Here is a 19,142-nt window from a genome sequence, read left to right as displayed (position 1 = left end):
GGGATTTCGGGTCCCGCCCGCCGGCCGTCATCGTGCGCCCGGCACCGTGTCTCGATAGCGGTCCCAATGCGTCGCGAGTTCGCGCACGACGACGCTGCCGACGTCGAACGCCGCGTCGACAGACGGGACGAAGCCGGAATAGCTGCCCTCCTTGGCTTCCGCGGCGAGGAGTTCGGCCGGGGTCTCGCCGGGCGGCGGCATGTCGAAATTGCTGGCGGTGCGTAGCACCAGCACGCGGTCGAGATCGACCTTGCGCACCTGGGCCAGGAAGGTGAGCGCCTGCATCATGCCGGCATCTTCTTCCGCCGTCGTGGCGAACACGCCCTGACCCTTGGTCCAGTACTGCACCCAATCTTCGGCCCAGCGGTTCATGCGTGCGCCGACCCAGAACGTCCCTGCGGCGAGGGTATCGCCGATCGCGACTACCGGCGGCTTCTGCCCGGCCGGAAAGCCGCGATAGGGCGCGCGGAGTTTCCGCAGGACCGGCGTGTCCGGTAGGGCGACGTTCCGGGTCAGTCCGAACGCCCAATCGACCAGGCCGGGATTGAGGGTGAACATCGACGAGCCGGAGATGGATTGTGCGTCCGGCACCGGCTGCTCGAACGGCGTCGCGCGCTGGAGCGGGATATAGCCGGTGGTCCAGTCCTTGGGGATTTCGCGGGCGTCGATCTCGTGGGCGAGATCGCCGTCGACCACGTGCTTCGCCCAGACTGCCGAGCCGGGCGAGCCGAAACGCGGGTCGATCCCGGCGATCCCGGCGAGGATGATGTACGTGTGGCTGAGATCGAAGCGGGGATCGTTACCGATCGCTTCCATCGACGCCGCCGCGCGTGTCGGCCCCTCGCCGGTGACGATTCCGAGCACGCCGAGCGCCGGGTTGAAGCGCAGCGCGCGATAGCCCTGCGGGAACGGCACCGTCTCGGGCAATGGCAGCTTCTCGACCCAGCGCTGGAACTCGCCGGGCTTGTCGCCCGTGTCGGCGCCGAGTTCGAAGGTGGTGACGACCAGCACCTTGATCGGGATCGGTTCGGCCGCGCGTGCGGGGATGCTGGCGAGCAGAAGAAGGGGGAGGAGGAAGCGCTTCATGCGGGGAAGTCTTGTTCCTTTCGCCAGGAAAATGAAGCGGAAAGATGCGACACGTTGTGAATGAAAGGGATTGGTGGCGGTCGCCCTCCCCGGCTATAGGGTGAGGCTCGGCTGGCGGAAGCGAAGGAAGTGGAAGGAATGCGTGCCAATGCCCGTTTCCTGCGCGCCCTGCGTGTGATTCTGCTGCCTTTGATGCTACTGTTCGCGGCACCTGTTCATGCCGACCCTGCCGGGTGCGGTCATCAGGCGGTCACGGCGCCGGCTCTGATGCATGCGACGCTCCAGACGCATCGACACGGCGACACGGACCATTGCGGGCATCAGTCTGGATGTTGCGCGGGGTGCGTCGTGAGCTGGGTCACGCCGCCCCTATCAGCGCTGCCATCAGCGACGCGTGTGTTGCGCGTATGCTTCGCGCTCGTGCCGCGTGACCGGACGAGCGGGCGGGATGCGCCGCCGGATGTACCGCCGCCCAGAACGGAAGCCTGACGGCTGCGAGGCCGAACCAGCACCGCCGGTCGACGCACCGGTTTCACGATTCCGGTTTCTGGAAGATGATTCCATGTTGTTCCGATCTCCTGACGGAGGCGGCGCCCTGTCGCGCCGAACCTTCGTGCGCGGCGCCGCCTTGTCGGGCGCGGCGCTGTTGATGCCGGGCTGGAGTGCCCGCGCCGACGAGCAGACGCAGACACCGCAGATTTTGTCGGGCGACGATTTCGATCTGCGGATCGGTCGGGCTCCTGTGAATATTACCGGACGCACGGTGATGGCACCGTGTTTGAACGGGTCCGTGCCCGGGCCGACCCTGCGCTGGCGCCAGGGCGATATCGTGACGTTGCGCGTGCACAACACGTTGGACGAAACCAGCTCGATCCACTGGCACGGCATCCGCGTGCCGAGCGACATGGATGGGGTGCCGGGGTTGAGTTTCGCCGGGATTCCTGCGGGCGAGACGTTCACCTATCGGTTTCCGCTGCACCAGAGCGGCACCTATTGGTATCACAGCCATTCCGGCTTCCAGGAGCAGCAGGGGCTCTACGGGGCGCTGATCGTGGAACCGCGTGCGGGTGAGGCGCAGCGCTCCGAGCGCGAGCATGTGATCGTGCTGTCGGACTGGACCAATGCCGATCCGGCCGGGATCGTCAGCAATCTGAAGTTCCAGAGCGACTACTACAACTTCCGGCAGCGCACTGTGGGTACGTTTTTTTCCGACGCTGCGCGCAACGGACTGGGACACACGATCAACGACCGGCTGCGCTGGGGACGGATGCGCATGAGCGCGACGGACATCGCAGATGTGAGCGGTGCCATCTACACCTATCTCTGCAACGGCTTGTCGCCTGAGGCGAACTGGACCGGCTTGTTCCAACCTGGAGAGCGGGTGCGTCTGCGGATCGTCAACGCATCGGCGATGACGCTGTTCGACGTGCGGATTCCGGGGCTGGAGATGGTCGTGGTGCAGGCCGACGGGAACGATGTCGAGCCGGTGCCGGTGGACGAGTTCCGCATCGGCGTCGCGGAAACCTACGACGTGATCGTGCGGCCGAAGGAGGCGCGGGCATACACGATCTTCGCGCAGAGCGAGGACCGTACCGGCTACGCGCGCGGCACCCTGTCGCCGCAAACGGGGCTGCTGGCGGCGATCCCGCCGATGGACCCGCGCCCGGTGCGGACCATGCTCGATATGGGGATGGGCAGCATGGGGGGCGACGCGGCGATGAAGCACGCCGCGGGCCAGCGCGAGATACCCGGAATGGAGATGGGACCGGGTGACGGGTCCATGGCGGGCATGGACATGGGCAGCATGGATATGGATCCGCCGGCTGAAAAGGAGTCGGGGGCGGTCGGACTGAAAGGGTCCGTGGGTGTCGACAACGTGGCGATGATGCCGACCGATCGGCTGAACGATCCCGGTGACGGTCTGGAGCATAACGGGCGACGAGTGTTGACGTATGCGATGTTGCGCGCCACGCGTCCGGGAGCCGATCCGAGACCGCCGTCGCGCGAGATCGTTCTGCACCTGACCGGCAACATGGAGCGCTATATCTGGGGATTCGACGGCAAGAAGTTCTCGCAGGCCGAGCCGATCCGAATCCTGCTGGGCGAACGCGTTCGCTTCGTGCTGATCAACGACACCATGATGGAGCATCCGATCCATCTGCATGGTTTATGGAGCGAGCTGGAGAACGGCGAAGATGCGCTGCGGCCCTACAAGCATACGGTGATCGTGCAGCCAGGGGAGAGGTTGAGCTATCTCGTGACCGCCGATGTGCCAGGGCGGTGGGCTTTCCATTGCCATCTGATGTACCACATGGAACTTGGCATGTTCCGCACCGTGGTGGTGTCGTGAGAAGGCGTGCGGGCGTGTGGAGCAGTGCGATGCTGATCGCGTGCTCTGGTGTCGCGTCGGCGCAGTCGCCGGATGCGATGGTGTCTCCCGGCGGCATGCCGCCCGTGATGGACAACGCCATCTACGCCCACGCGATCCTGGAGCAGTTCGAGGATCGCGCCGGCGGCGATGGTCAGTTCCGGTATGACGGGCAGGGCTGGATCGGTACCGATCTGAACAAGCTTTGGGTCAAATCGGAAGGAACCGTCGACAGGAACGGCCGGTTCAGTGACGGGCAACACGAGGCGTTGTTCAATCGGGCGATCTCGACATGGTTCGATTTGCAGGCCGGCGTGCGTGTGGATCTGGATGACGGTCCGACGCGCACGTGGGTCGCGTTCGGCGTTCAGGGTCTGTCGCTTTATTTTTTCGATATCGAGGCGACGGGATATGTCAGCGATCGCGGACGCACGGCGTTCCGATTGCAGGGGTCTTACGATCTGCTGCTGACGAACCGGTTGATCCTGCAGCCGCAAGTAGAGTTGAACGTCTACGGCAAAGCCGATCGGGCGCGACGGACCGGCTCGGGCCTATCCGACATCGATACCGGTTTGCGACTTCGTTATGAGTGGAGCCGGAAATTGGCACCTTATGTCGGTGTGACCTATGCCGGTTATGTCGGTCAGGCGCAGGCTTTCGCGCGCGGGCGGGGCGAAGGCGCGGGTGATGTGCGGTTCACCTTCGGGTTACGATCCTGGTTTTAAGAGCACCATTCTTTTTAACATCATCGAGATAGAGCGCTTCATGACCGATCGGCCATTCGTCGCAAGCCTGCTGCTGGCAGCACTCGTTTCTCCGGCCGTCGCGCAGACGACGCCCCAGACGACGAAACCCTTGACCATGGCGGAGAAGATGCGCGTCTGCGCGCAGATGCGCGACGACATGGCGCATCGTCAGCCGATGTCGGCGGAGGGTATGAAGCTGATGGCGGAGTGCCAGCGCATGGAGCGGCAGAGGGGCCCAGCAGCGGCACCGGCGGCGACGCTGGATCGTTGATGCCGGACCAGGCGCGAGCGGCGAGCCCGGGTCGGCGCTTGCAGCCTTTTCTGAAAGCCGGCGGGAGCGGCGGTGAGCACGGAAGCGCGATCAGGTGGATCGCGTCCTGCGCTCTGCCTCGCTGCTCAGGAGAGTGTTCCTGATTGTGCCGACGATCCGGCCGGGTGGGCGATTTTCTAGCCGTAGATCACATGGCCAAAAACGCGGACGCGCCGCAGGTGAAGGACGCCCGTTTCGCCGACTCGGCAGACGCGAACGAAACGGGCCCTGAACGGCGTTTCGAAGTGGTGCGACCAGGGATTTGCCGCGTCGCTGGAAACCGGGGTGTCTCTGAGTTCCACATGCCGCGTGATCCAGTTCCATCCATCCGTGCTGCCGGAGATGGAGAAATTCTGAAATCGCTCCGAGAAATTGCCACGATTGACGATTTCGACGCGGTTGATCATGCAGTCGTCAAGGAGATCGACCTGCCACCACGCATCGATGCGGTCATCGGTATGGAAGGCACATTCCTCGTGCAGCACGGAACCGTTGGCGCCGCATGCGTCCAGCACCGGATCTCCGGCGCGCGACCACTGGCTGGCTGCGTTGATGATCGCCGGCTTGGCGAAGGCGAGATCGGCGCGATGCGGGAATGGCACGCCGTGACGGCGAAGCTCGGCATGCAGCCTTGCGACCGGACGGTGATCGCCCGTGCGGGCGAAACTGTCGATCAGTGGCGTCGCGATGCTGGCGAGCGGTTCCTGAGCCAGATAGCCCTGCAGAACCGTGCCCTCCTGGAAAAAGTCCGTGGGCGACTGATCATACAACAAGGCCGTGGCCAGATCCGTGGGGCCGAGGACCGGATGCGCCATCGTACCCGGACGACTAGTTTTCGGATCGGCCAGCCGCAGAAAGGGCCTGTATCGGAGCAGGCTCGCATCCTCGAGAAAGGGCGACAGTTCCGCGATGCGAAGGCCGGCATCTCGTAGGACGGTCGGAACGAACGACTCGCAGATAGGCCACGGGCGTTCCTCGAAAGAGGGATGACTGGCCAATACCTGCCGTCCGGTCAGCAGGACTTCGAGGGCTTTCTCGGAGAAGATGCAAACGAACAGGAAGCAGCGGAGCGGATCGTCCTGAGCGAGCGACGCCTCGTAATGGACCCAGTCCGGATGCACCGAAGTCATCTGGTGCGCCAGCGCGTCGATCCTCTGTTCCGCGACGTGACGGATGATCGGTTCGACCGAGAGATTTACCGCGACATCGGACTCGACGATCAGATAATGGCCGTAGCCGGGAAGCCGGATGCGCAACAACAGATAGGTGTAATCACTGTTGTACCACGGCGATTGACCGGCCGGCCGCTCGGGAAGCCCGAATGCACCAAAATCCTGGGTATGGGAAACCTTCTCGTAGGGTCCGACATCGATCTCGCCTCTTTCCTCGTTCACGAGAACGACGTGTCTGGCGCCGGGGCAGTTCGCGAAGAACCGCGCCGCGAGTAAAGCGATGTCGGCGTTCCATTTATAGGCCCGAAACGCGGCGACATAGGACAGGCTGTCGGACGGAGAGGTCATGCTACGGTCCGTGTTCCGATGCCCAGGATATGCAGCCCGCAATCGACCATTGCGGAATCGTCGGCCAGGATCCGCTCGGCTCGAAGCGTCTCCGTCTCGTTCTCTGCCATGTTGCGCGCGAGTCCGGACCGACCGATCGCGGTGGCCCCGGCTGCCAGGCCGTGGAACCGGAGTGATTCCAGCCCGGCTGCCGTCATGTCTGCAGCCAGGTTTGCCCGGTCATAGAGATGCAGCGAAGCGGCATGATCGCCGAAACGGAACAGGCCACGGCGCGTCGACAGCCGTTCGAACGCCTCTTGCACGCGGCCCGAGTGCAGCAGCTCGAGCACCAGGGCGACGAGCGAGTCGACCATGACCGCCACAGTGCCGCCAGGACGCACCCATCCGACGATCCTACGCAACGCTGCTGCAGGGTCATCCGCATATTGCAGCGAGCCGATGGCGATGACGAGGTCGGCACTTCCGGGCTCGATCTCGGCATCCTCCATGGACCGGCAGACCAGATGGAAGTTCGGTCCGAGCTGACGGGTCCGCACGACGTCCACCATGCCCTGAGACCGCTCGATGCCGGTCACGGCGACGCCGCGTGCAAGCAGCCATTCCGCCCAACGCCCCGTCCCGCAGCCCACATCGACGACGTGACCGCCGTTCGGGGGAAGCAGCGCAGCGATATAGTCCCGGCACAACAAATCGTAGACTCGCCGGACGGTCGGTTCCGCCACGCTGCGATCGTAGGAAGAGGCCAGCGCGTCATAGAGCGACGAGCCGGCACCGTCACGGGTCGGTAAGGCAGGCGTCATGCACGAATCTCCTGACGGATGGGAAACGTCAGGAAATGAGGATCCGGAACGTACTGGCGCAGGGCATCGCACACGGACCGGACGTCGCTGTCGGGAATGGCATCCCATAACGGCAGGGACAGCACCCGGGCGGCAATGTCGTCGGCGACCGACAGGGAGGATCTCGGGCAATTCCGGAAAAACGGCTGCTGGGCGACGTGAGGCGAGAAATAGGCGGCAATCTCGATCCCATCGCGCTGCAATGCCGAGATCATGGTTGCACGGTCTTCGAGCACCGCATGCGGCAACAGCACCGGCATGAAGGAACAGCCCGACCGCGTGCCGGCATCGTGCTGGAATTCCCATCCGGGCAGGAGTTCCCTGTAGAGATCGGACGCCCGTCGACGCTGCTCCATCAGCGCCTCGAACACGTTCAGCTTCTCCAGGGCGAGCAGGGCGTGAACTTCGGACAATTTGGCGTTGATGCCGGGCATCGACGACGACCGGGGAGATGCGAAACCGAAATTCGCCATGACGCGCATCTGCGCGATCAAAGCCTCGTCGTTCGCATAGATGACCCCGCCTTCGGCAGTCGCGAAGGCCTTGGTGGCGTGCATGGAGAAGACGACCGGCAGGGCGGAGCCGGTCGCGAATTGTTTGCCGTCCGGACCGTTGCTGCCGAGCGATGCCGCCGCGTCGATGACGACCGGGATTCCCGTGCGTCGCCGGAGCGCTTCGTAGCGATCGAGATCGATATGCGTGCCCAACGTGGCGTAGGGCATGATGAGGGCGATCCGGTCGCCATACTTCGCGATCAGACGTTCCTCGTCGTCAGGACAGGCGCTCCAGTCCGACGCCCTGCTGTCGCAGAACAGCGGAACGAGGCCGCACCAGACCGCCGCCTGTGCGGTCGCCGCGAAAGTGAAGGACGGCATCAGGACATAGCGCGGCGCAGCCCCGTCCTTGCCGGGAACGGCCCCACCGGCCCGATTCCAGAGAACGGCCTGTATCGCCAGCATAAGACCGATGGTGGCGTTGCAGACGGTGAGACAGGCACCCTGCCCGCCGAACATGCGTGCGATGAGCTCTGTTTCGAATCGCGTATTGACCGGTCCGAAATTCGAGAAACGCCCGCTGTTCTCGAGCCGAACCAGTTCGGATCGCAGATCAGACAGACGCGGCGGATTAGGGCGCAGGAACGAAACCAAGGTCATACACCAATTCTATCCGTATTCTTACAGAAGTATTCATTCAGGCGATACGGCGATCCATTTTGGATATAACCGTCGTATTATGAATCTGAGTAAGTTTATTGTTTAAAGGGACGCTAAATTAGCGATTTAATTTTCTTTGAGTTAAAACCAATATATTGAACAGTCAACCACAATAAATCGGATTAACTATTATTTCATCATATTGTATATGGTGTCTTGTTGTGGAATCTTGGATACGCAATACAATTGTGAAATGGCTTCCCATGAATAATCGATATTAGTTAACACATCGTTAAACGGCAGCAGAACTTAATCGATGCCGGAGCCGCATGCCACCGGATCGTTCTTTCGAAATTGATGCGACGAAAGAACGATCCGGTCATCCGGCGTTTCTAGCGTCCGTGGACAAAGCCGATCCAGAGGGACGTGGACGCGATGGAAACGAAACCGAGGTAGGACTGGGCAATTTTATCGTATCGGGTGGCGACACGTCGCCAGTTCTTGAGTGTGTTGAACATGCGTTCGATGAGGTTGCGCCAAACGTAATGCGGCCGGCTGTGCAGGGAGGGCGCCTTGCGGCCGCGTTTGGCCGGAATGACGGCCCGGGTGCCGGTGAAGGTGATCTCCGCACGGACGGCGTCTGCATCGTAGCTACGATCGGCCAGCAGCATCCGTGCCCTGTCCTCGATCATGTGGAACAAAGGTCCAAGGCCCTGGATATCGTGCGCCTGACCGGACGTCAGCACGACGCCGAGCGGCAGTCCGCGCGCATCGCATCGCGCGTGCAGTTTGGTGGAGGACCCACCGCGCGACCGGCCAAGCGCCTCGGACGGGCCAGCATCCTTTTTGATGACAGCGGGGGTGCCAATCCGATCGTCCAACATCGCCTCCAAATGGCAGCGTTGATTCAACCAGTTTCCAAACCGTCAAGCTTTGTTTACGAGACCTAGATACGTCGGCTGCTTCGTGTACGCAGCAATCCTCGCGCACGTCGTCTATTCACCGTTCGACGAAAGGTCCGAGGACCTCGGCTATCCAGTCCATGAAAATGCGGATGCGGCGCGAGAGATTGTCGCGGTGAGCTACCACCAGGGCAACATTGAGCGGTTCGGGTAGATGATCGGGAAGCACCTCGACCAGCGTTCCCTCCGCGATATACCTCCCGACACCCGATAGCGGCGCCTGGATCAGGCCCAGCCCGGCGAGCCCGGCTGCCTCGTAGGTTTGTACGCTATTAACGTGCAGCGCGCCGGGTAGATGGAGCGTCGCGTAATTCTCACCGCTCGGGTACTCCCAGCCGTAAGGTTTTGCGCCGAGCGTCCGGCTGTAGTGGATCGTGCGGTGACCTTGGGCTTTGAGGTCGTCCAAGGTCATCGGGACGCCATGGCGCTCGAGATACGAGGGGCTTGCCGCATTGACCATGCGGAGACGACCGAGCCGACGTGCGATGAGGGTGTCGTCGCCGATCGGCCCAAGGCGCAGGACGCAATCGAACCCTTCCTGCACCAGATCGACCTGACGATCGGTACTGGAGATTTCGAACGTCAGGTCAGGATGATCAGCCATGAATGCCGGCAGCGCCGGCACGATCGTGGTACGCGCCAGCTCGGTCGGCAGGTCGACCCGCAGCCTGCCGCGCAGCGCCGCTCGATCGCCAGCGAACATGGACTGAAGGCGGTCGACCTCCACCAAAAGATCGCGTGCACGCGCGAAGAATACTCGGCCATCCTCAGTAAGCTGCACGCTCCGTGTCGTACGATGAAGAAGCCTCGTACCAACGTCCACTTCGAGGCCGCGTACCGCGGTCGACGCCCTGCCTTTGTGAATACCGAGGCTATGCGCAGCTTGAGTGAAGCTCCCCGTTTCGGCAACGCGAACGAAAATCAGGATCGGTTCGAGGTTCTGCATGGATGCCTGCGATTGATACCGATAACAGCAACAAAGCGTTCAGTCTCATATAGTTTATTGCGGATTGATGCGACAGTAAAAGCGTGCGGCAAAACCTCGCGACTACAAGGATACCCGATGCCGACCACACACCGAGGCACATGGACGGGGCGAATGATGACCGGGGTCGCCTTCGTCGCCTTGTTCGCCGACGGCCTTTCACAACTCCTCGCTCCAGCGCCTGTGACCGCGATGATGCGAGAGATAGGTTTTCCGCCAAACATGGGACCGCTACTCGGCTCGATCATGGTCGGCTGTGCCGCGCTCTATGCCCTCCCCGCGACCGCCGTTCTGGGTGCGATTATGGTAACGGGTTTTCTCGGTGGCGCCATCTGCGCCCATGTTCGCCTTGGGGAGGTCGGATCGCCGCCGGAGATTCTGTCGATCTTCCTTGGGATGATCGCGTGGTCCAGTCTTTATTTGCGCGATCCGCGCCTGCGCGAGGTTCTACCGCTCGTTCGTCGGTAAGCGGCGTCAGAAGTCGTTATGTCCCAACAGAATCACTCCGAGCGATACTGCTGCCCACATCCGGTCATTGTTTCTCTTTGTCGGATCAGTGTGTTCTCTTTAGCTGGCTTTGTAAGCGGCGGCGGACACGCCATTACGGGAAACATACAGCGGCCCATCACGGACCGACGCAGACCACGGGAGCAATTATGGCTACTGCAATCGTCTACCATTCCGGCTATGGTCATACCAAGCGCATGGCAGAGGCTGTCGCCGAAGGCGCTGCCGGCACGCTCATCGAAATCAATGCGGAAGGCAACATTCCAGACGAGGCTTGGGCCATCCTGGAGACCGTTGATGCGATCATCTTCGGTTCGCCGACCTACATGGGTGGCCCGAGCTGGCAGTTTAAGAAGTTCTCCGACATGTCGTCGAAGCCCTGGTTCTCCGAGAAGTGGAAAGACAAGCTCTTCGGTGGGTTCACCAACAGCGCAAGTATCAACGGTGACAAGCTGAATACGCTGCAATATTTCGTGCTGTTGGCGGGCCAGCATGGTGGACTGTGGGTCAGTCTGGCAGTCAAACCGTCGAACACCAAGGCGGCCAAGCGCGACGATCCCAATCGCATGGGTGGCTATATCGGTTCGATGGCCCAGACGGACGCCGACGCCAGCGTAGCGGAAATGTCCAAGGGCGATCTGGAAACCGCCCGCGGCTATGGAGCGCGAATCGCCACCTTGGCCGATCGATTTGCCGTCGCTCGTTAGCGTGCGTGGACAAAGCCGATCCAGAGGAACGCTGAGGCGATGGAGACGAAGCCTTAGTATGAGGCTGCGGTTTTGTCGTATCGGGTTGCGACACGGCGTCAGTTCTTCAGTTTGTTGAGCATGCGTTCGATGCAGTTGCGCCAAACGTAACGCGGTTGGCTATGCCGGGTGGGCGCCTTGCGGCCGCGTTTGGCCGGAATGACGGCCTGGGTGCTGGTCAAGGTGATCTCCGCACGGACAGCATCTACATCGTAGCTGCGGTCAGCCAGCAGTCTTCGCGCCCGGCCTTCGATCATGCGGAGCAGTGGCCCAAAGCCCTGGATGTCATGCGCCTGACCGGGCGTTAGCACGAAGCCGAGCGGCAGTCCGCGGGCATCGCATCGCGCATGCAGTTTGGTGGAGGACCCACCGCGCGACCGACCGAGCCCCTCGGACGGCCCAGCTCCTTTTGATACCAGCGGCGCAGTGGTGGGCCCGCACCACCGTGCTGTCGATCATGTCCGCCGATCGGTCGCGTCCAGCCAGTTCCGCAAGCGTCTCCAGCAGGGAATTGAACACGCCGGCTTCCACCCAGCGGCGATAGCGGCGGAACGCGCTGTTCCATTTGCCATATTCGGACGGCAACCGGCGCCACTGCGCGCCCGTCCGGGCCATCCACATCATGCCGTCGAAGAAGGGACGGTTGTCACCGGCAGGACGGCAGCCACGGCCCCGTTCAGCTGGCAGCAATGGCCCGATCAGGGCCTTGATCCGCTTCGCGGCTCAGGCCACATCCGTGGTGCCGATCCGGTCGTCCAACGCCGCCTCCAAATGGCGGCGTTGAATCAACCAGTTTCCAAACCGTCAAGCTTTGTCCACGAGACCTAGCGGCGGCGCACCGGCAGGAGGGCCGGGACGAACACCATGGTCGCCACCAGGGTGCAGAACAGGCTGAGCAGCAGCAGGCGTCCCATGCTGGCGGTGCCCGGATGGTGCGAGGCGGCGAGCGAGCCGAAGGCCGTGGCCGTGGTGAGTGCGGAGAACAGCACCGCGCGCGCCGTGGGCGAGCCGAGCGGATCGCGCAGGCCGTCGCGCCAGTTCATCACGAAATAGATGTTGAACGAGACGCCGACGCCCAGCAGCAGCGGCAGGGCGATGATGTTGGCGAAGTTCAGCGGTTCCGGGATCGACACCACCAGGATCACCGTGAGCAGCGCGGACAGCATCAGCGGCGCCAGAACCAGCGCGACATGCAGCGGGCGGCGCAGGAACCCCCACAGGATCGCGCCGATCGCCAGCAGCGCGCACAAAGCGGCGACGGCGAAGGCGTGCACGATGGTGTTGGCGCTTTCCACGATGGTCACTGCCGCCCCGGAGGCGTCGGGCGCCACCGAGCGGACCTGCTTCACGAACTCACGCAACACCGCATTGTCGTTCAGCGCGCCCTTGGGGTGGATTTCCATATGGGCGCGGCCGTCCGGCAGCAGATAGTCCCGGCGGATTTCCTCCGGGATATCGGCTTCGGTGGCAGGCCGGGTGACGGAGAGCACCGTGCGGAGCTGTTCGAGCTGCATCGGCAGGAAGCGGACCAACGCGTGGTTTGCGGCGAGCAGGGCGTCGTCTGGAGCGTCGGACAAGGTATGCAGGGAGGCGTCGATCCGCGCGAGCGGATCGGTTGGCTTCATGCTGCGCACCACCGGATCGAGCGCCGCGACCGTTTTTTTCGCGGCCTCGCGGATGGCGGCGACGTCGGGCGGGGACAGGCTGGGCGGCACGCCGATGGTCGGCAGCAGGATCTGCGCCGCATCGGCGATCATCGCCAGCTTGTCCGGCTGGTCGGTGGGCACGAAGCTGTCGAGATAGAGCACGTCGTGCACCAGCGGCAGCTTCTCGAACTTCGCGGCCAATGCGCGGGCATCGGCGAGATTGGGCTCCAGCACCTCGGCGCTGTAGGGCGACGTCGTCGGATCCTTCATCAGCAGATGCAGGGTGCGCATCGACTCTGAATCCGGGTTCTTGGTATGCAGCGGATCTCCGTCGAAGCGCAGCAGCGGAATGCAACAGGCGCCGATCACCGCCAGCACCGCGAACACGGCCAGCACCGGCTTACGGTTGCGATGCAGGATGCCGTCCAGCGGCCTGGCCCAGGCAAATCCGACCTCGCCGCGATGCGGCTTGGGGCGGAACATGGTGAGCAAGGCCGGCAGCACGGTCAGCGTGCAGGCGAAGGCGATCAGCATGCCGACGCCGGCGATGAGCCCGAGCTGCGCCACGCCCACGAAGGCGGTGGGGGTGAAGGCAAGGAAGCCGGCGGAGGTGGCGAGTGCGGCGATCAGGATCTGCACGCCGGTTTCGCGGCCGGTCATGGCCAGGGCGGTGAGGGAGTCCGGCCGGATGCCGCCCGGATAGCTCTGGGCGCGGAAGCGCACGGAGAACTGGATGCCGAAATCCACCGCGATGCCGACGAACAGCACCGCGAAGGCGACCGAGATCAGGTTCAGCGTGCCGACGGCCAGGGCGGCGAAACCGGTCGTGAACAAGAGACCCAGCACCAGCGTGGACAGGATCGGCACGATGACGCGCCATGTGCGCACGGCGAGGATCAGCCAGAGCGCGACCAGCACCAGCGAGCCGATCAGCCCCACCACCATGCCCTGAGCGACGGTGGCGAACTCCTCGTCGTCCAGCGCGACCTGGCCGGTGAGGTAGACATGCACCCTGCCCTGCTTGATGAATTCGAGTTGGTCGATCGCCCGGCGCATCGCGGCCGTGGCGACGCCGCCGGGCTGGAACGAGCCGTAGTCGAGGCGCGGCTGCGTGACCACGAAGCTGTAGCGCCCGCCCAGATCGGCGAGCTTTCCGGACAACAGCCGCTCCCAAGAGAGGGGTGTCGGGTGGCCTGCGGCGGCTTCGGCGAGGTTGTCCGCGAACCCGTCCAGCGAGCCCGCGAAATTCTGCAGATTGGCCTGCCCGCGTGCGACGCCTTCGCCGATCAGGCCGATCGCGGTGAACAAACCGCGTGCGGAGGGGTCGGCGGCGAGAGAGCCGAGAAAGGGCTGCGCCTGGATGGTCTTGTCGAGCAGTTCGGAGAGCGGCTTGGGATCGAGAAACAGCAGGCCGTTCTTCTGGAGATACGGCACCTGTCCGGGCGTGCGCACCGTTTTGAAATGCGCGGTATCGCGCTGGAGGGCGTCGGCGAGTTCGCGGGCGCTTTCCTGAGACTCTTCGGGGATCTCGCCCTGCACCACGGCGACGAGCTGGTCCTCGCCCTGCGGGAAATCCTTCTGCAGCTCGTGCTGGCGCTTCTTCCATTCCAGCTTGGCCGAGAACAGCCCGCCGGTATCGGTGGTGACGCCGAGGCGCGTCTTGGTAGCGAGCACGGCGCCGATGGCAAGCAGCAGGGTCAGCACCACCACCAGACCGGCGCGCCTGGAGCAGAAGGCGGCCAGCGTGCCGAGAGCGTTGGGCAGGCCGTTATGGCGCGAGGAGCCGGACATGATCCGTCAGCCCACCGCGGCCGTGGAGGGAAGGCGCGCGAGCTTGGTGGCGACGATGATCGCCATGACCGTGGTGCCGATCGCGGCGCCGATCAGGATCGGCAGCAGCAGGCCAAGCCATGCGGCCGGCCCGAGCAGATAGAGCGCATCGTCGGGATGGAAGCCCCATGCGCCCTCGAAGGTGCGCTCTCCGGGCACGCGTTCCTCGTAGCGTTCGCTCATCCAGTTGCAGGCGAACATGGCGCCGGAGGCGAGCACGCCGAGCGCGACCGCCCAGCCGCCGAGAGCGTGATGGGAGAACAGATGCGCGTGGGTAAGGCCGATACCGATGCACAGGAAGAACAGGCAGTTGATGCCGTTATCGACCAGATAATCGTATCGATGGCCGCCCGGGCTCATCATGTTGCCGATCCGGGCCAGCTCGCCATCGGCGCGGTCCAGGAAAGCGGACAGCACCCAGAGGGCGCCCCCCCAGCCGATCAGCGCCGCGTGATGCGTGCCGTAAGGCGCCGCCGCGAGGCAGAAGCAGCCGGCGAGGCCGGTGAGAAGGCGCAGCGTGGTGAGGTGGTTGGGCGTGATGCCGGTGCCGATCAGGGGGCGCACCACGGCGCGGGCCATGCCATGGGTCCAGGTATCGTTGCTCAAGACGCGCTCCCGTCATCGAGGGCGGCTTCGAGTTCGGCCTCCCTGTATTCGGTTGTTTTCACGGCCGGCGTTCCGGCCGCGATCGGTTTCCAGGAATGGCCCAGCCATTGCCATGCGGCCAGCGCCGGCAGGCCGAGCACGATCTCGCGCAGGCGCTTGATCAGGGCAAGAGCGATCGATGCTGCGGGTGGGATGCCGAACAGGCCGCCCACCACCACGAAGCCGCCTTCGCTGACGCCGAGCGCGCCCGGCACCACGAAGCCCGCGGCCTTCACGGCCTGGCCCAGCGCCTCGATCACCAGACCGGCGCCGAGGCCGCGATCATGGCCGAGATAGTGCAGAGCGAGGCACACCTCGACCGCGCCGAGCAGCCAGCTGACCATCTGGTTGAACGCGGCCCAGAACACGTTCCGGGGCTTCTTGTAGAGCGACAGCAGGGCGTCGTGCAGGCCCTGGATCTCGCCCATGCCGTTCCAGCCGAACTGGCCGGCCAGCTTCATCATCCCGGTTTCGAGCAGCCTGGCGAGGCCGAGCCACTGGCCGCCGAGAAAGGCCACGCCGACCAGCACGGCGACGCCGATTCCGCCCACCACCTCGTCCGTGACCTGGCTGCGGCCCAGCAGATGCAGCAGCATCAGCAGACCGGAGATGGTGAAGACGATCTGGGTCAGCATCTCCATGGTGAGGTCGCAGACCGTGCCGGCCGTGGCCTGCACCAGCGGCACGCCGCGGCGCCGGAGCAGCGCCACCACCGCGAATTCACCGCCGACCTGCGCCACCGGCAGGAGATTGTTCACCCCTTCCCGCACCCAGCGCAGCAACATGAAGTCGCGCAAGGAAGGACGCGGCACGGTGGCGCCGGAGATGGCGCGCCAGCCCGCCGCCGAGAACAGCACCTGCACCAGATGGAACGCCATCACCACCACGATGCCCCATCCGGCCTGTCCCAGCAGGGACAGCACGTGGTCGAGGCCGAAGCGCGACAGCAGCCAGACCGTCAGGGCCGCGCCGAGCGCACCGCCGAACAGGGTGAGCAGCTTCATGCGTTGGAAATCCGTCTGGCCTCGTGCGGAAAGAAGCGCCGCCCGGGCGCGACACGGAAGCGCTGGCGGTTCCGGCCCGGTTGAGGCAGGAACGTCGATCTGTAACGGAGCCCGGCTTTCTTGAGAACCACGATCAGCACGCCCCACCCCCGCACGCTGCTTCTCACCCCGGGTCCGCTGACCACCAGCGACGCCACGCGGGCAGCTTTGGGGCGCGACTGGGGCTCGCGTGACGACGATTTCATCGCCCTGACCGGCCGTCTGCGCAGCCGTCTCGCGGCTCTGGCCGGCGGTGCCGACACGCACGAGACGGTGCTTCTGGCCGGCAGCGGCACGTTCGCGGTGGAAGCGGCTCTGGGCACGCTGGTGCCGCGCGACGGGCGCGCCCTGGTGCTGGTGAACGGCGCCTACGGCCGCCGCATGGTGGAAATGCTGCGCAGGATCGGGCGCGACCACGCCGTGCTGGAGTGGAACGAGGACCACCCCGTTGACCCCGACGCAGTGGACCGGGCGCTGTCGGCCGACCGGACCATCACCGATGTGGCGGTGGTGCAGTGCGAGACCACCAGCGGGTTGCTGAATCCGGTGGAGCAGGTGGCGGAGGTGGTGCGCCGACACGGGCGGCGCCTGCTGGTGGATGCGATGAGCGCGTTCGGCGCACTGCCGATCGATGCGTCGCGTCTGGGCCTGTCCGCGGTGATGGCGTCCTCCAACAAGGGGCTGGAAGGAGTGCCGGGGATCAGCTTCGTGGTGGCGGAACGCTCGCATCTGGCGCGCTGTGCGGGCAATGCGCACAGTTTGAGCCTCGATCTGCATGCGCAGGCGGAGGGGTTCCGCAGCAACGGGCAATGGCGCTTCACCCCGCCCGTGCAGGTGGCGGCGGCTCTGGATTCGGCGCTGGATCAGCTCGACGCGGAGGGGGGTGTTGCGGCGCGCGGCGCGCGCTACGCGCGTCTGCACCGTATGCTGGTGGATGGAATGGAGGCGCTGGGGTTCCGGTGTTTCCTGCCGCCCGCATTGCAGGCGCCGATCATCGTGACGTTCCGCGATCCGGGTCCGCCGTTCGATTTCGGGTCGTTCTACGCGCGCCTGCAGGAGCGCGGGATCGTGCTGTATCCGGGCAAGCTGACGCGGGAGCCGAGTTTCCGGATCGGCTGCATCGGCGCGATCGACGCCGCGGATATGCGGCGCGTGCTGGAGGCAATCGAGGCGGTGATGGGCTGAAAACGCCCGTTCCGGCCGGCGCGGCTATTCGGCTTTGATCTCGGCGATCATTCCGTCGAACAGACCGAAATAGCGCCGTTCGAGCTCCTCGGAGGTGAGGGAGAATGCGGCCGACGATACCGGAAGTCCGAGCTCCCGGGCGGCGGAGCGGCCATCGTCCAGAAAGGGCGCGTGCAGGTCGGCCGCGGTGACGAGGTCGCCGGCGTTGCGCATGCCGTAATCGGCGACCCAGAGGCAGTAGATCAGCCGGTCATGTGGCGAGAGGGCGGCATAGCCCTCGGCGGCCATCCGCTTGATGACCTCGCCGCCCTCCTCCAGAAGCCAGGTTTCAGCGTCGTCACCTGGCATCGTTTCGCCCGTGCTTTCGATCCGACGTTATGTCGTTGCGGGGACGAACGATCCGGGCTTCCCCGCGTTCCGTTCGCCGGGACTCGGAGAAACGTTCATGACTCTTCTGCTTATCATCCTGTTGATCCTCGCCTTGGGCGGCGGCGGATACGGGTTCAGGTCCGGCTGGTATGGCGGCTCGCGCTCGGGCGGCCGCGGTTTCAATGGGCTCGGACTTCTGCCGATCATTCTGATCGTGGTCGTCGTAATCCTGCTGTTCCGCGGCGCCGGCGGCCCGTAAGCCTTCCGGTCGGGGAAAACATCTCTAGCCACGGATAGATGCGGAGCGCCTTCGACGGGGGCGCCCGCATCGCCGTGCGTGACGATGGATCGGATACCACCAGCCTAGGTTCTGGACCCATAAATTTCTTGGAGCGACGCGGCGGGGTGTGATTCACGGTTCTCAGGGAGGATCGTGTGATGGCGGACCTGTTCTGGCTGACCGAGGCGCAGATGGCGCGGCTTCAGCCGCTGTTGCCGAACAAGCCGCGCGGTGTGCCGCGGGTGGATGATCGCCGCGTCATCTCGGGGATTATCCACGTGCTGCTGAGCGGTGGCCGCTGGGTCGATGCACCCGGCGTCTATGGACCTCGCAAGACGCTCTACAACCGATGGGTCCGCTGGGCCCGGGCCGGCGTCTGGCGCGGGGCGTTTCAGCAACTGGCAGAAGCGGGTGGGCCGGCGTCCGAATTGATGCTGGACAGCACCCACGCCAAGGCTCACCGCTGTGCCGCGGGCGGCCAAGGGGGGCACTGACGCAGGCGATTGGTCGGTCGCGCGGCGGGCGCACCACCAAACTGCACGCGCTGGTCGACGAACATGGGCGACCCGTCGCACTGGCTATCACGCCCGGGCAGCGCGGAGACGCGCCAATGGCGATCGGCTTGATCCGCCAGGTTCCGCCCTCTCGCATCCTGGCCGCAGACGCCGCCTACGACAGCAGTGCTCTGCGGGCGTTCCTGATCGAGCGCGGCACCATGCCGGTGATCCCGAACACTGCCACTCGCAAGCAGCCGTTTCCGTTCGATCGCACCCTCTACAGGCGTCGCAACGTCATCGAGCGCACGTTCTCGCGCCTCAAAGACTACCGACGCATCGCCACCAGATACGACAAACTCGCCGTCACATACGATACCGCCGTCTGCCTCGCCGCAACCGTCATCTGGTGATTGTGAGTCCGGAG

19 protein-coding genes and 1 pseudogene are annotated in these 19,142 nt (G+C 64.4%); 8 read left to right on the top strand and 12 right to left on the bottom strand.

The features are described from left to right. Positions 1 to 27: 27 nt before the first annotated feature. A complete protein-coding gene (locus ACZ5BM_RS10425; RefSeq protein WP_498907855.1) occupies positions 28 to 1,086 on the bottom strand; it encodes a purine nucleoside permease in 1,059 nt (352 codons plus the stop codon). A 562-nt stretch (positions 1,087 to 1,648) separates the two neighbouring features. Here ACZ5BM_RS10425 and ACZ5BM_RS10420 point away from each other — a divergent pair. From ACZ5BM_RS10420 to ACZ5BM_RS10410, 3 genes are read left to right on the top strand one after another with little or no spacing between them, the layout of a single operon-like run. Continuing rightward, a complete protein-coding gene (locus tag ACZ5BM_RS10420; RefSeq protein ID WP_498907853.1) occupies positions 1,649 to 3,436 on the top strand; it encodes a copper resistance system multicopper oxidase in 1,788 nt (595 codons plus the stop codon). A gap of 29 nt (positions 3,437 to 3,465) precedes the next feature. After that, a complete protein-coding gene (locus ACZ5BM_RS10415; protein WP_498907851.1) occupies positions 3,466 to 4,179 on the top strand; it encodes a copper resistance protein B in 714 nt (237 codons plus the stop codon). Further along, positions 4,142 to 4,471, top strand: a complete 330-nt coding sequence (locus ACZ5BM_RS10410) for a hypothetical protein (RefSeq protein ID WP_498911707.1) — start codon at positions 4,142 to 4,144, stop codon at positions 4,469 to 4,471. The genes ACZ5BM_RS10415 and ACZ5BM_RS10410 overlap by 38 nt, the downstream gene beginning before the upstream one ends. 176 nt (positions 4,472 to 4,647) lie before the next feature. Here the strand turns inward: ACZ5BM_RS10410 and ACZ5BM_RS10405 are convergent, their stop codons facing one another. The 5 genes from ACZ5BM_RS10405 to ACZ5BM_RS10385 form a co-directional block, all read right to left on the bottom strand. Further along, the gene (locus ACZ5BM_RS10405) at positions 4,648 to 6,030 is read right to left on the bottom strand and encodes a discoidin domain-containing protein (RefSeq protein WP_498907849.1); all 1,383 of its coding nucleotides are present in this window, start codon (positions 6,028 to 6,030) and stop codon (positions 4,648 to 4,650) included. Next, on the bottom strand, positions 6,027 to 6,752 hold the full coding sequence (locus ACZ5BM_RS10400) for a class I SAM-dependent methyltransferase (protein WP_498907847.1): 726 nt from the start codon (positions 6,750 to 6,752) through the stop codon (positions 6,027 to 6,029). The genes ACZ5BM_RS10405 and ACZ5BM_RS10400 overlap by 4 nt, the downstream gene beginning before the upstream one ends. A gap of 74 nt (positions 6,753 to 6,826) precedes the next feature. After that, a complete protein-coding gene (locus ACZ5BM_RS10395; protein ID WP_498907846.1) occupies positions 6,827 to 8,023 on the bottom strand; it encodes a DegT/DnrJ/EryC1/StrS family aminotransferase in 1,197 nt (398 codons plus the stop codon). 392 nt (positions 8,024 to 8,415) lie between these two features. Continuing rightward, on the bottom strand, positions 8,416 to 8,934 hold the full coding sequence (locus tag ACZ5BM_RS10390; protein ID WP_498907845.1) for an IS5 family transposase: 519 nt from the start codon (positions 8,932 to 8,934) through the stop codon (positions 8,416 to 8,418). 88 nt (positions 8,935 to 9,022) lie between these two features. Next, entirely contained in the window at positions 9,023 to 9,931 is a 909-nt protein-coding gene (locus ACZ5BM_RS10385; RefSeq protein WP_498907843.1) for a LysR family transcriptional regulator, read from the bottom strand. 153 nt (positions 9,932 to 10,084) lie between these two features. Between ACZ5BM_RS10385 and ACZ5BM_RS10380 the strand changes: the two genes are divergently transcribed. Continuing rightward, positions 10,085 to 10,438 carry a DoxX family protein gene (locus ACZ5BM_RS10380; protein ID WP_498907841.1) on the top strand — a complete coding sequence of 118 codons (354 nt, stop codon included), beginning with the start codon at positions 10,085 to 10,087 and terminating at the stop codon, positions 10,436 to 10,438. 188 nt (positions 10,439 to 10,626) lie between these two features. Beyond that, a complete protein-coding gene (locus ACZ5BM_RS10375; protein WP_498907840.1) occupies positions 10,627 to 11,184 on the top strand; it encodes a flavodoxin family protein in 558 nt (185 codons plus the stop codon). 98 nt (positions 11,185 to 11,282) lie between these two features. Here ACZ5BM_RS10375 and ACZ5BM_RS10370 read toward each other — a convergent pair whose 3' ends face one another. The 5 genes and pseudogenes from ACZ5BM_RS10370 to ACZ5BM_RS10350 all read right to left on the bottom strand — a co-directional run bounded on the left by ACZ5BM_RS10370 (position 11,283) and on the right by ACZ5BM_RS10350 (position 16,348). Further along, positions 11,283 to 11,642, bottom strand: a complete 360-nt coding sequence (locus ACZ5BM_RS10370) for a transposase (protein WP_498911572.1) — start codon at positions 11,640 to 11,642, stop codon at positions 11,283 to 11,285. A 97-nt stretch (positions 11,643 to 11,739) separates the two neighbouring features. After that, a pseudogene (locus tag ACZ5BM_RS10365) lies at positions 11,740 to 11,913 on the bottom strand (transposase); the annotation flags it as partial. A gap of 134 nt (positions 11,914 to 12,047) precedes the next feature. After that, complete coding sequence (locus tag ACZ5BM_RS10360; RefSeq protein WP_498907839.1) at positions 12,048 to 14,660, bottom strand: MMPL family transporter; 2,613 nt, start codon at positions 14,658 to 14,660, stop codon at positions 12,048 to 12,050. A 6-nt stretch (positions 14,661 to 14,666) separates the two neighbouring features. Continuing rightward, positions 14,667 to 15,305 carry a CDP-alcohol phosphatidyltransferase family protein gene (locus ACZ5BM_RS10355; protein ID WP_498907837.1) on the bottom strand — a complete coding sequence of 213 codons (639 nt, stop codon included), beginning with the start codon at positions 15,303 to 15,305 and terminating at the stop codon, positions 14,667 to 14,669. Next, positions 15,302 to 16,348: a lysylphosphatidylglycerol synthase transmembrane domain-containing protein gene (locus ACZ5BM_RS10350; RefSeq protein WP_498907835.1), complete on the bottom strand. Its 1,047-nt coding sequence runs from the start codon at positions 16,346 to 16,348 to the stop codon at positions 15,302 to 15,304. The genes ACZ5BM_RS10355 and ACZ5BM_RS10350 overlap by 4 nt, the downstream gene beginning before the upstream one ends. A gap of 120 nt (positions 16,349 to 16,468) precedes the next feature. Here ACZ5BM_RS10350 and ACZ5BM_RS10345 point away from each other — a divergent pair, with 120 nt between their 5' ends. After that, positions 16,469 to 17,572, top strand: a complete 1,104-nt coding sequence (locus ACZ5BM_RS10345; RefSeq protein WP_498907833.1) for a 2-aminoethylphosphonate--pyruvate transaminase — start codon at positions 16,469 to 16,471, stop codon at positions 17,570 to 17,572. A 24-nt stretch (positions 17,573 to 17,596) separates the two neighbouring features. On the opposite strand, the gene ACZ5BM_RS10340 is transcribed toward ACZ5BM_RS10345, so the two are convergent. Continuing rightward, positions 17,597 to 17,920, bottom strand: a complete 324-nt coding sequence (locus ACZ5BM_RS10340; protein WP_498907832.1) for a hypothetical protein — start codon at positions 17,918 to 17,920, stop codon at positions 17,597 to 17,599. Positions 17,921 to 18,017: 97 nt separating this feature from the next. Between ACZ5BM_RS10340 and ACZ5BM_RS10335 the strand changes: the two genes are divergently transcribed. Continuing rightward, positions 18,018 to 18,200 (top strand): hypothetical protein, encoded by a 183-nt coding sequence (locus ACZ5BM_RS10335; protein WP_498907831.1) that lies wholly within the window; start codon positions 18,018 to 18,020, stop codon positions 18,198 to 18,200. A gap of 179 nt (positions 18,201 to 18,379) precedes the next feature. Next, a protein-coding gene (locus ACZ5BM_RS10330; RefSeq protein ID WP_498907830.1) for an IS5 family transposase occupies positions 18,380 to 19,128 on the top strand; the annotation gives its coding sequence in 2 pieces (ribosomal slippage) (positions 18,380 to 18,710 and positions 18,710 to 19,128; 750 coding nt in all). Positions 19,129 to 19,142: the final 14 nt, after the last annotated feature.

The organism is Lichenicola sp. GTC18331 (assembly GCF_055386855.1).
The sequence above is the reverse complement of the archived record's forward strand: the minus strand, read 5'-3'. Positions and strand labels throughout refer to the sequence as shown.

Coding starts and splice junctions, on each gene's coding strand:
- ACZ5BM_RS10405 (WP_498907849.1), bottom strand. CDS start 6,030: ATGACCTCTCCGTCCGACAGCCTGTCCTATGTCGCCGCGTTTCGGGCC.
- ACZ5BM_RS10340 (WP_498907832.1), bottom strand. CDS start 17,920: ATGCCAGGTGACGACGCTGAAACCTGGCTTCTGGAGGAGGGCGGCGAG.
- ACZ5BM_RS10425 (WP_498907855.1), bottom strand. CDS start 1,086: ATGAAGCGCTTCCTCCTCCCCCTTCTTCTGCTCGCCAGCATCCCCGCA.
- ACZ5BM_RS10335 (WP_498907831.1), top strand. CDS start 18,018: ATGACTCTTCTGCTTATCATCCTGTTGATCCTCGCCTTGGGCGGCGGC.
- ACZ5BM_RS10380 (WP_498907841.1), top strand. CDS start 10,085: ATGATGACCGGGGTCGCCTTCGTCGCCTTGTTCGCCGACGGCCTTTCA.
- ACZ5BM_RS10415 (WP_498907851.1), top strand. CDS start 3,466: ATGCTGATCGCGTGCTCTGGTGTCGCGTCGGCGCAGTCGCCGGATGCG.
- ACZ5BM_RS10350 (WP_498907835.1), bottom strand. CDS start 16,348: ATGAAGCTGCTCACCCTGTTCGGCGGTGCGCTCGGCGCGGCCCTGACG.
- ACZ5BM_RS10420 (WP_498907853.1), top strand. CDS start 1,649: ATGTTGTTCCGATCTCCTGACGGAGGCGGCGCCCTGTCGCGCCGAACC.
- ACZ5BM_RS10360 (WP_498907839.1), bottom strand. CDS start 14,660: ATGTCCGGCTCCTCGCGCCATAACGGCCTGCCCAACGCTCTCGGCACG.
- ACZ5BM_RS10375 (WP_498907840.1), top strand. CDS start 10,627: ATGGCTACTGCAATCGTCTACCATTCCGGCTATGGTCATACCAAGCGC.
- ACZ5BM_RS10395 (WP_498907846.1), bottom strand. CDS start 8,023: ATGACCTTGGTTTCGTTCCTGCGCCCTAATCCGCCGCGTCTGTCTGAT.
- ACZ5BM_RS10385 (WP_498907843.1), bottom strand. CDS start 9,931: ATGCAGAACCTCGAACCGATCCTGATTTTCGTTCGCGTTGCCGAAACG.
- ACZ5BM_RS10410 (WP_498911707.1), top strand. CDS start 4,142: ATGTGCGGTTCACCTTCGGGTTACGATCCTGGTTTTAAGAGCACCATT.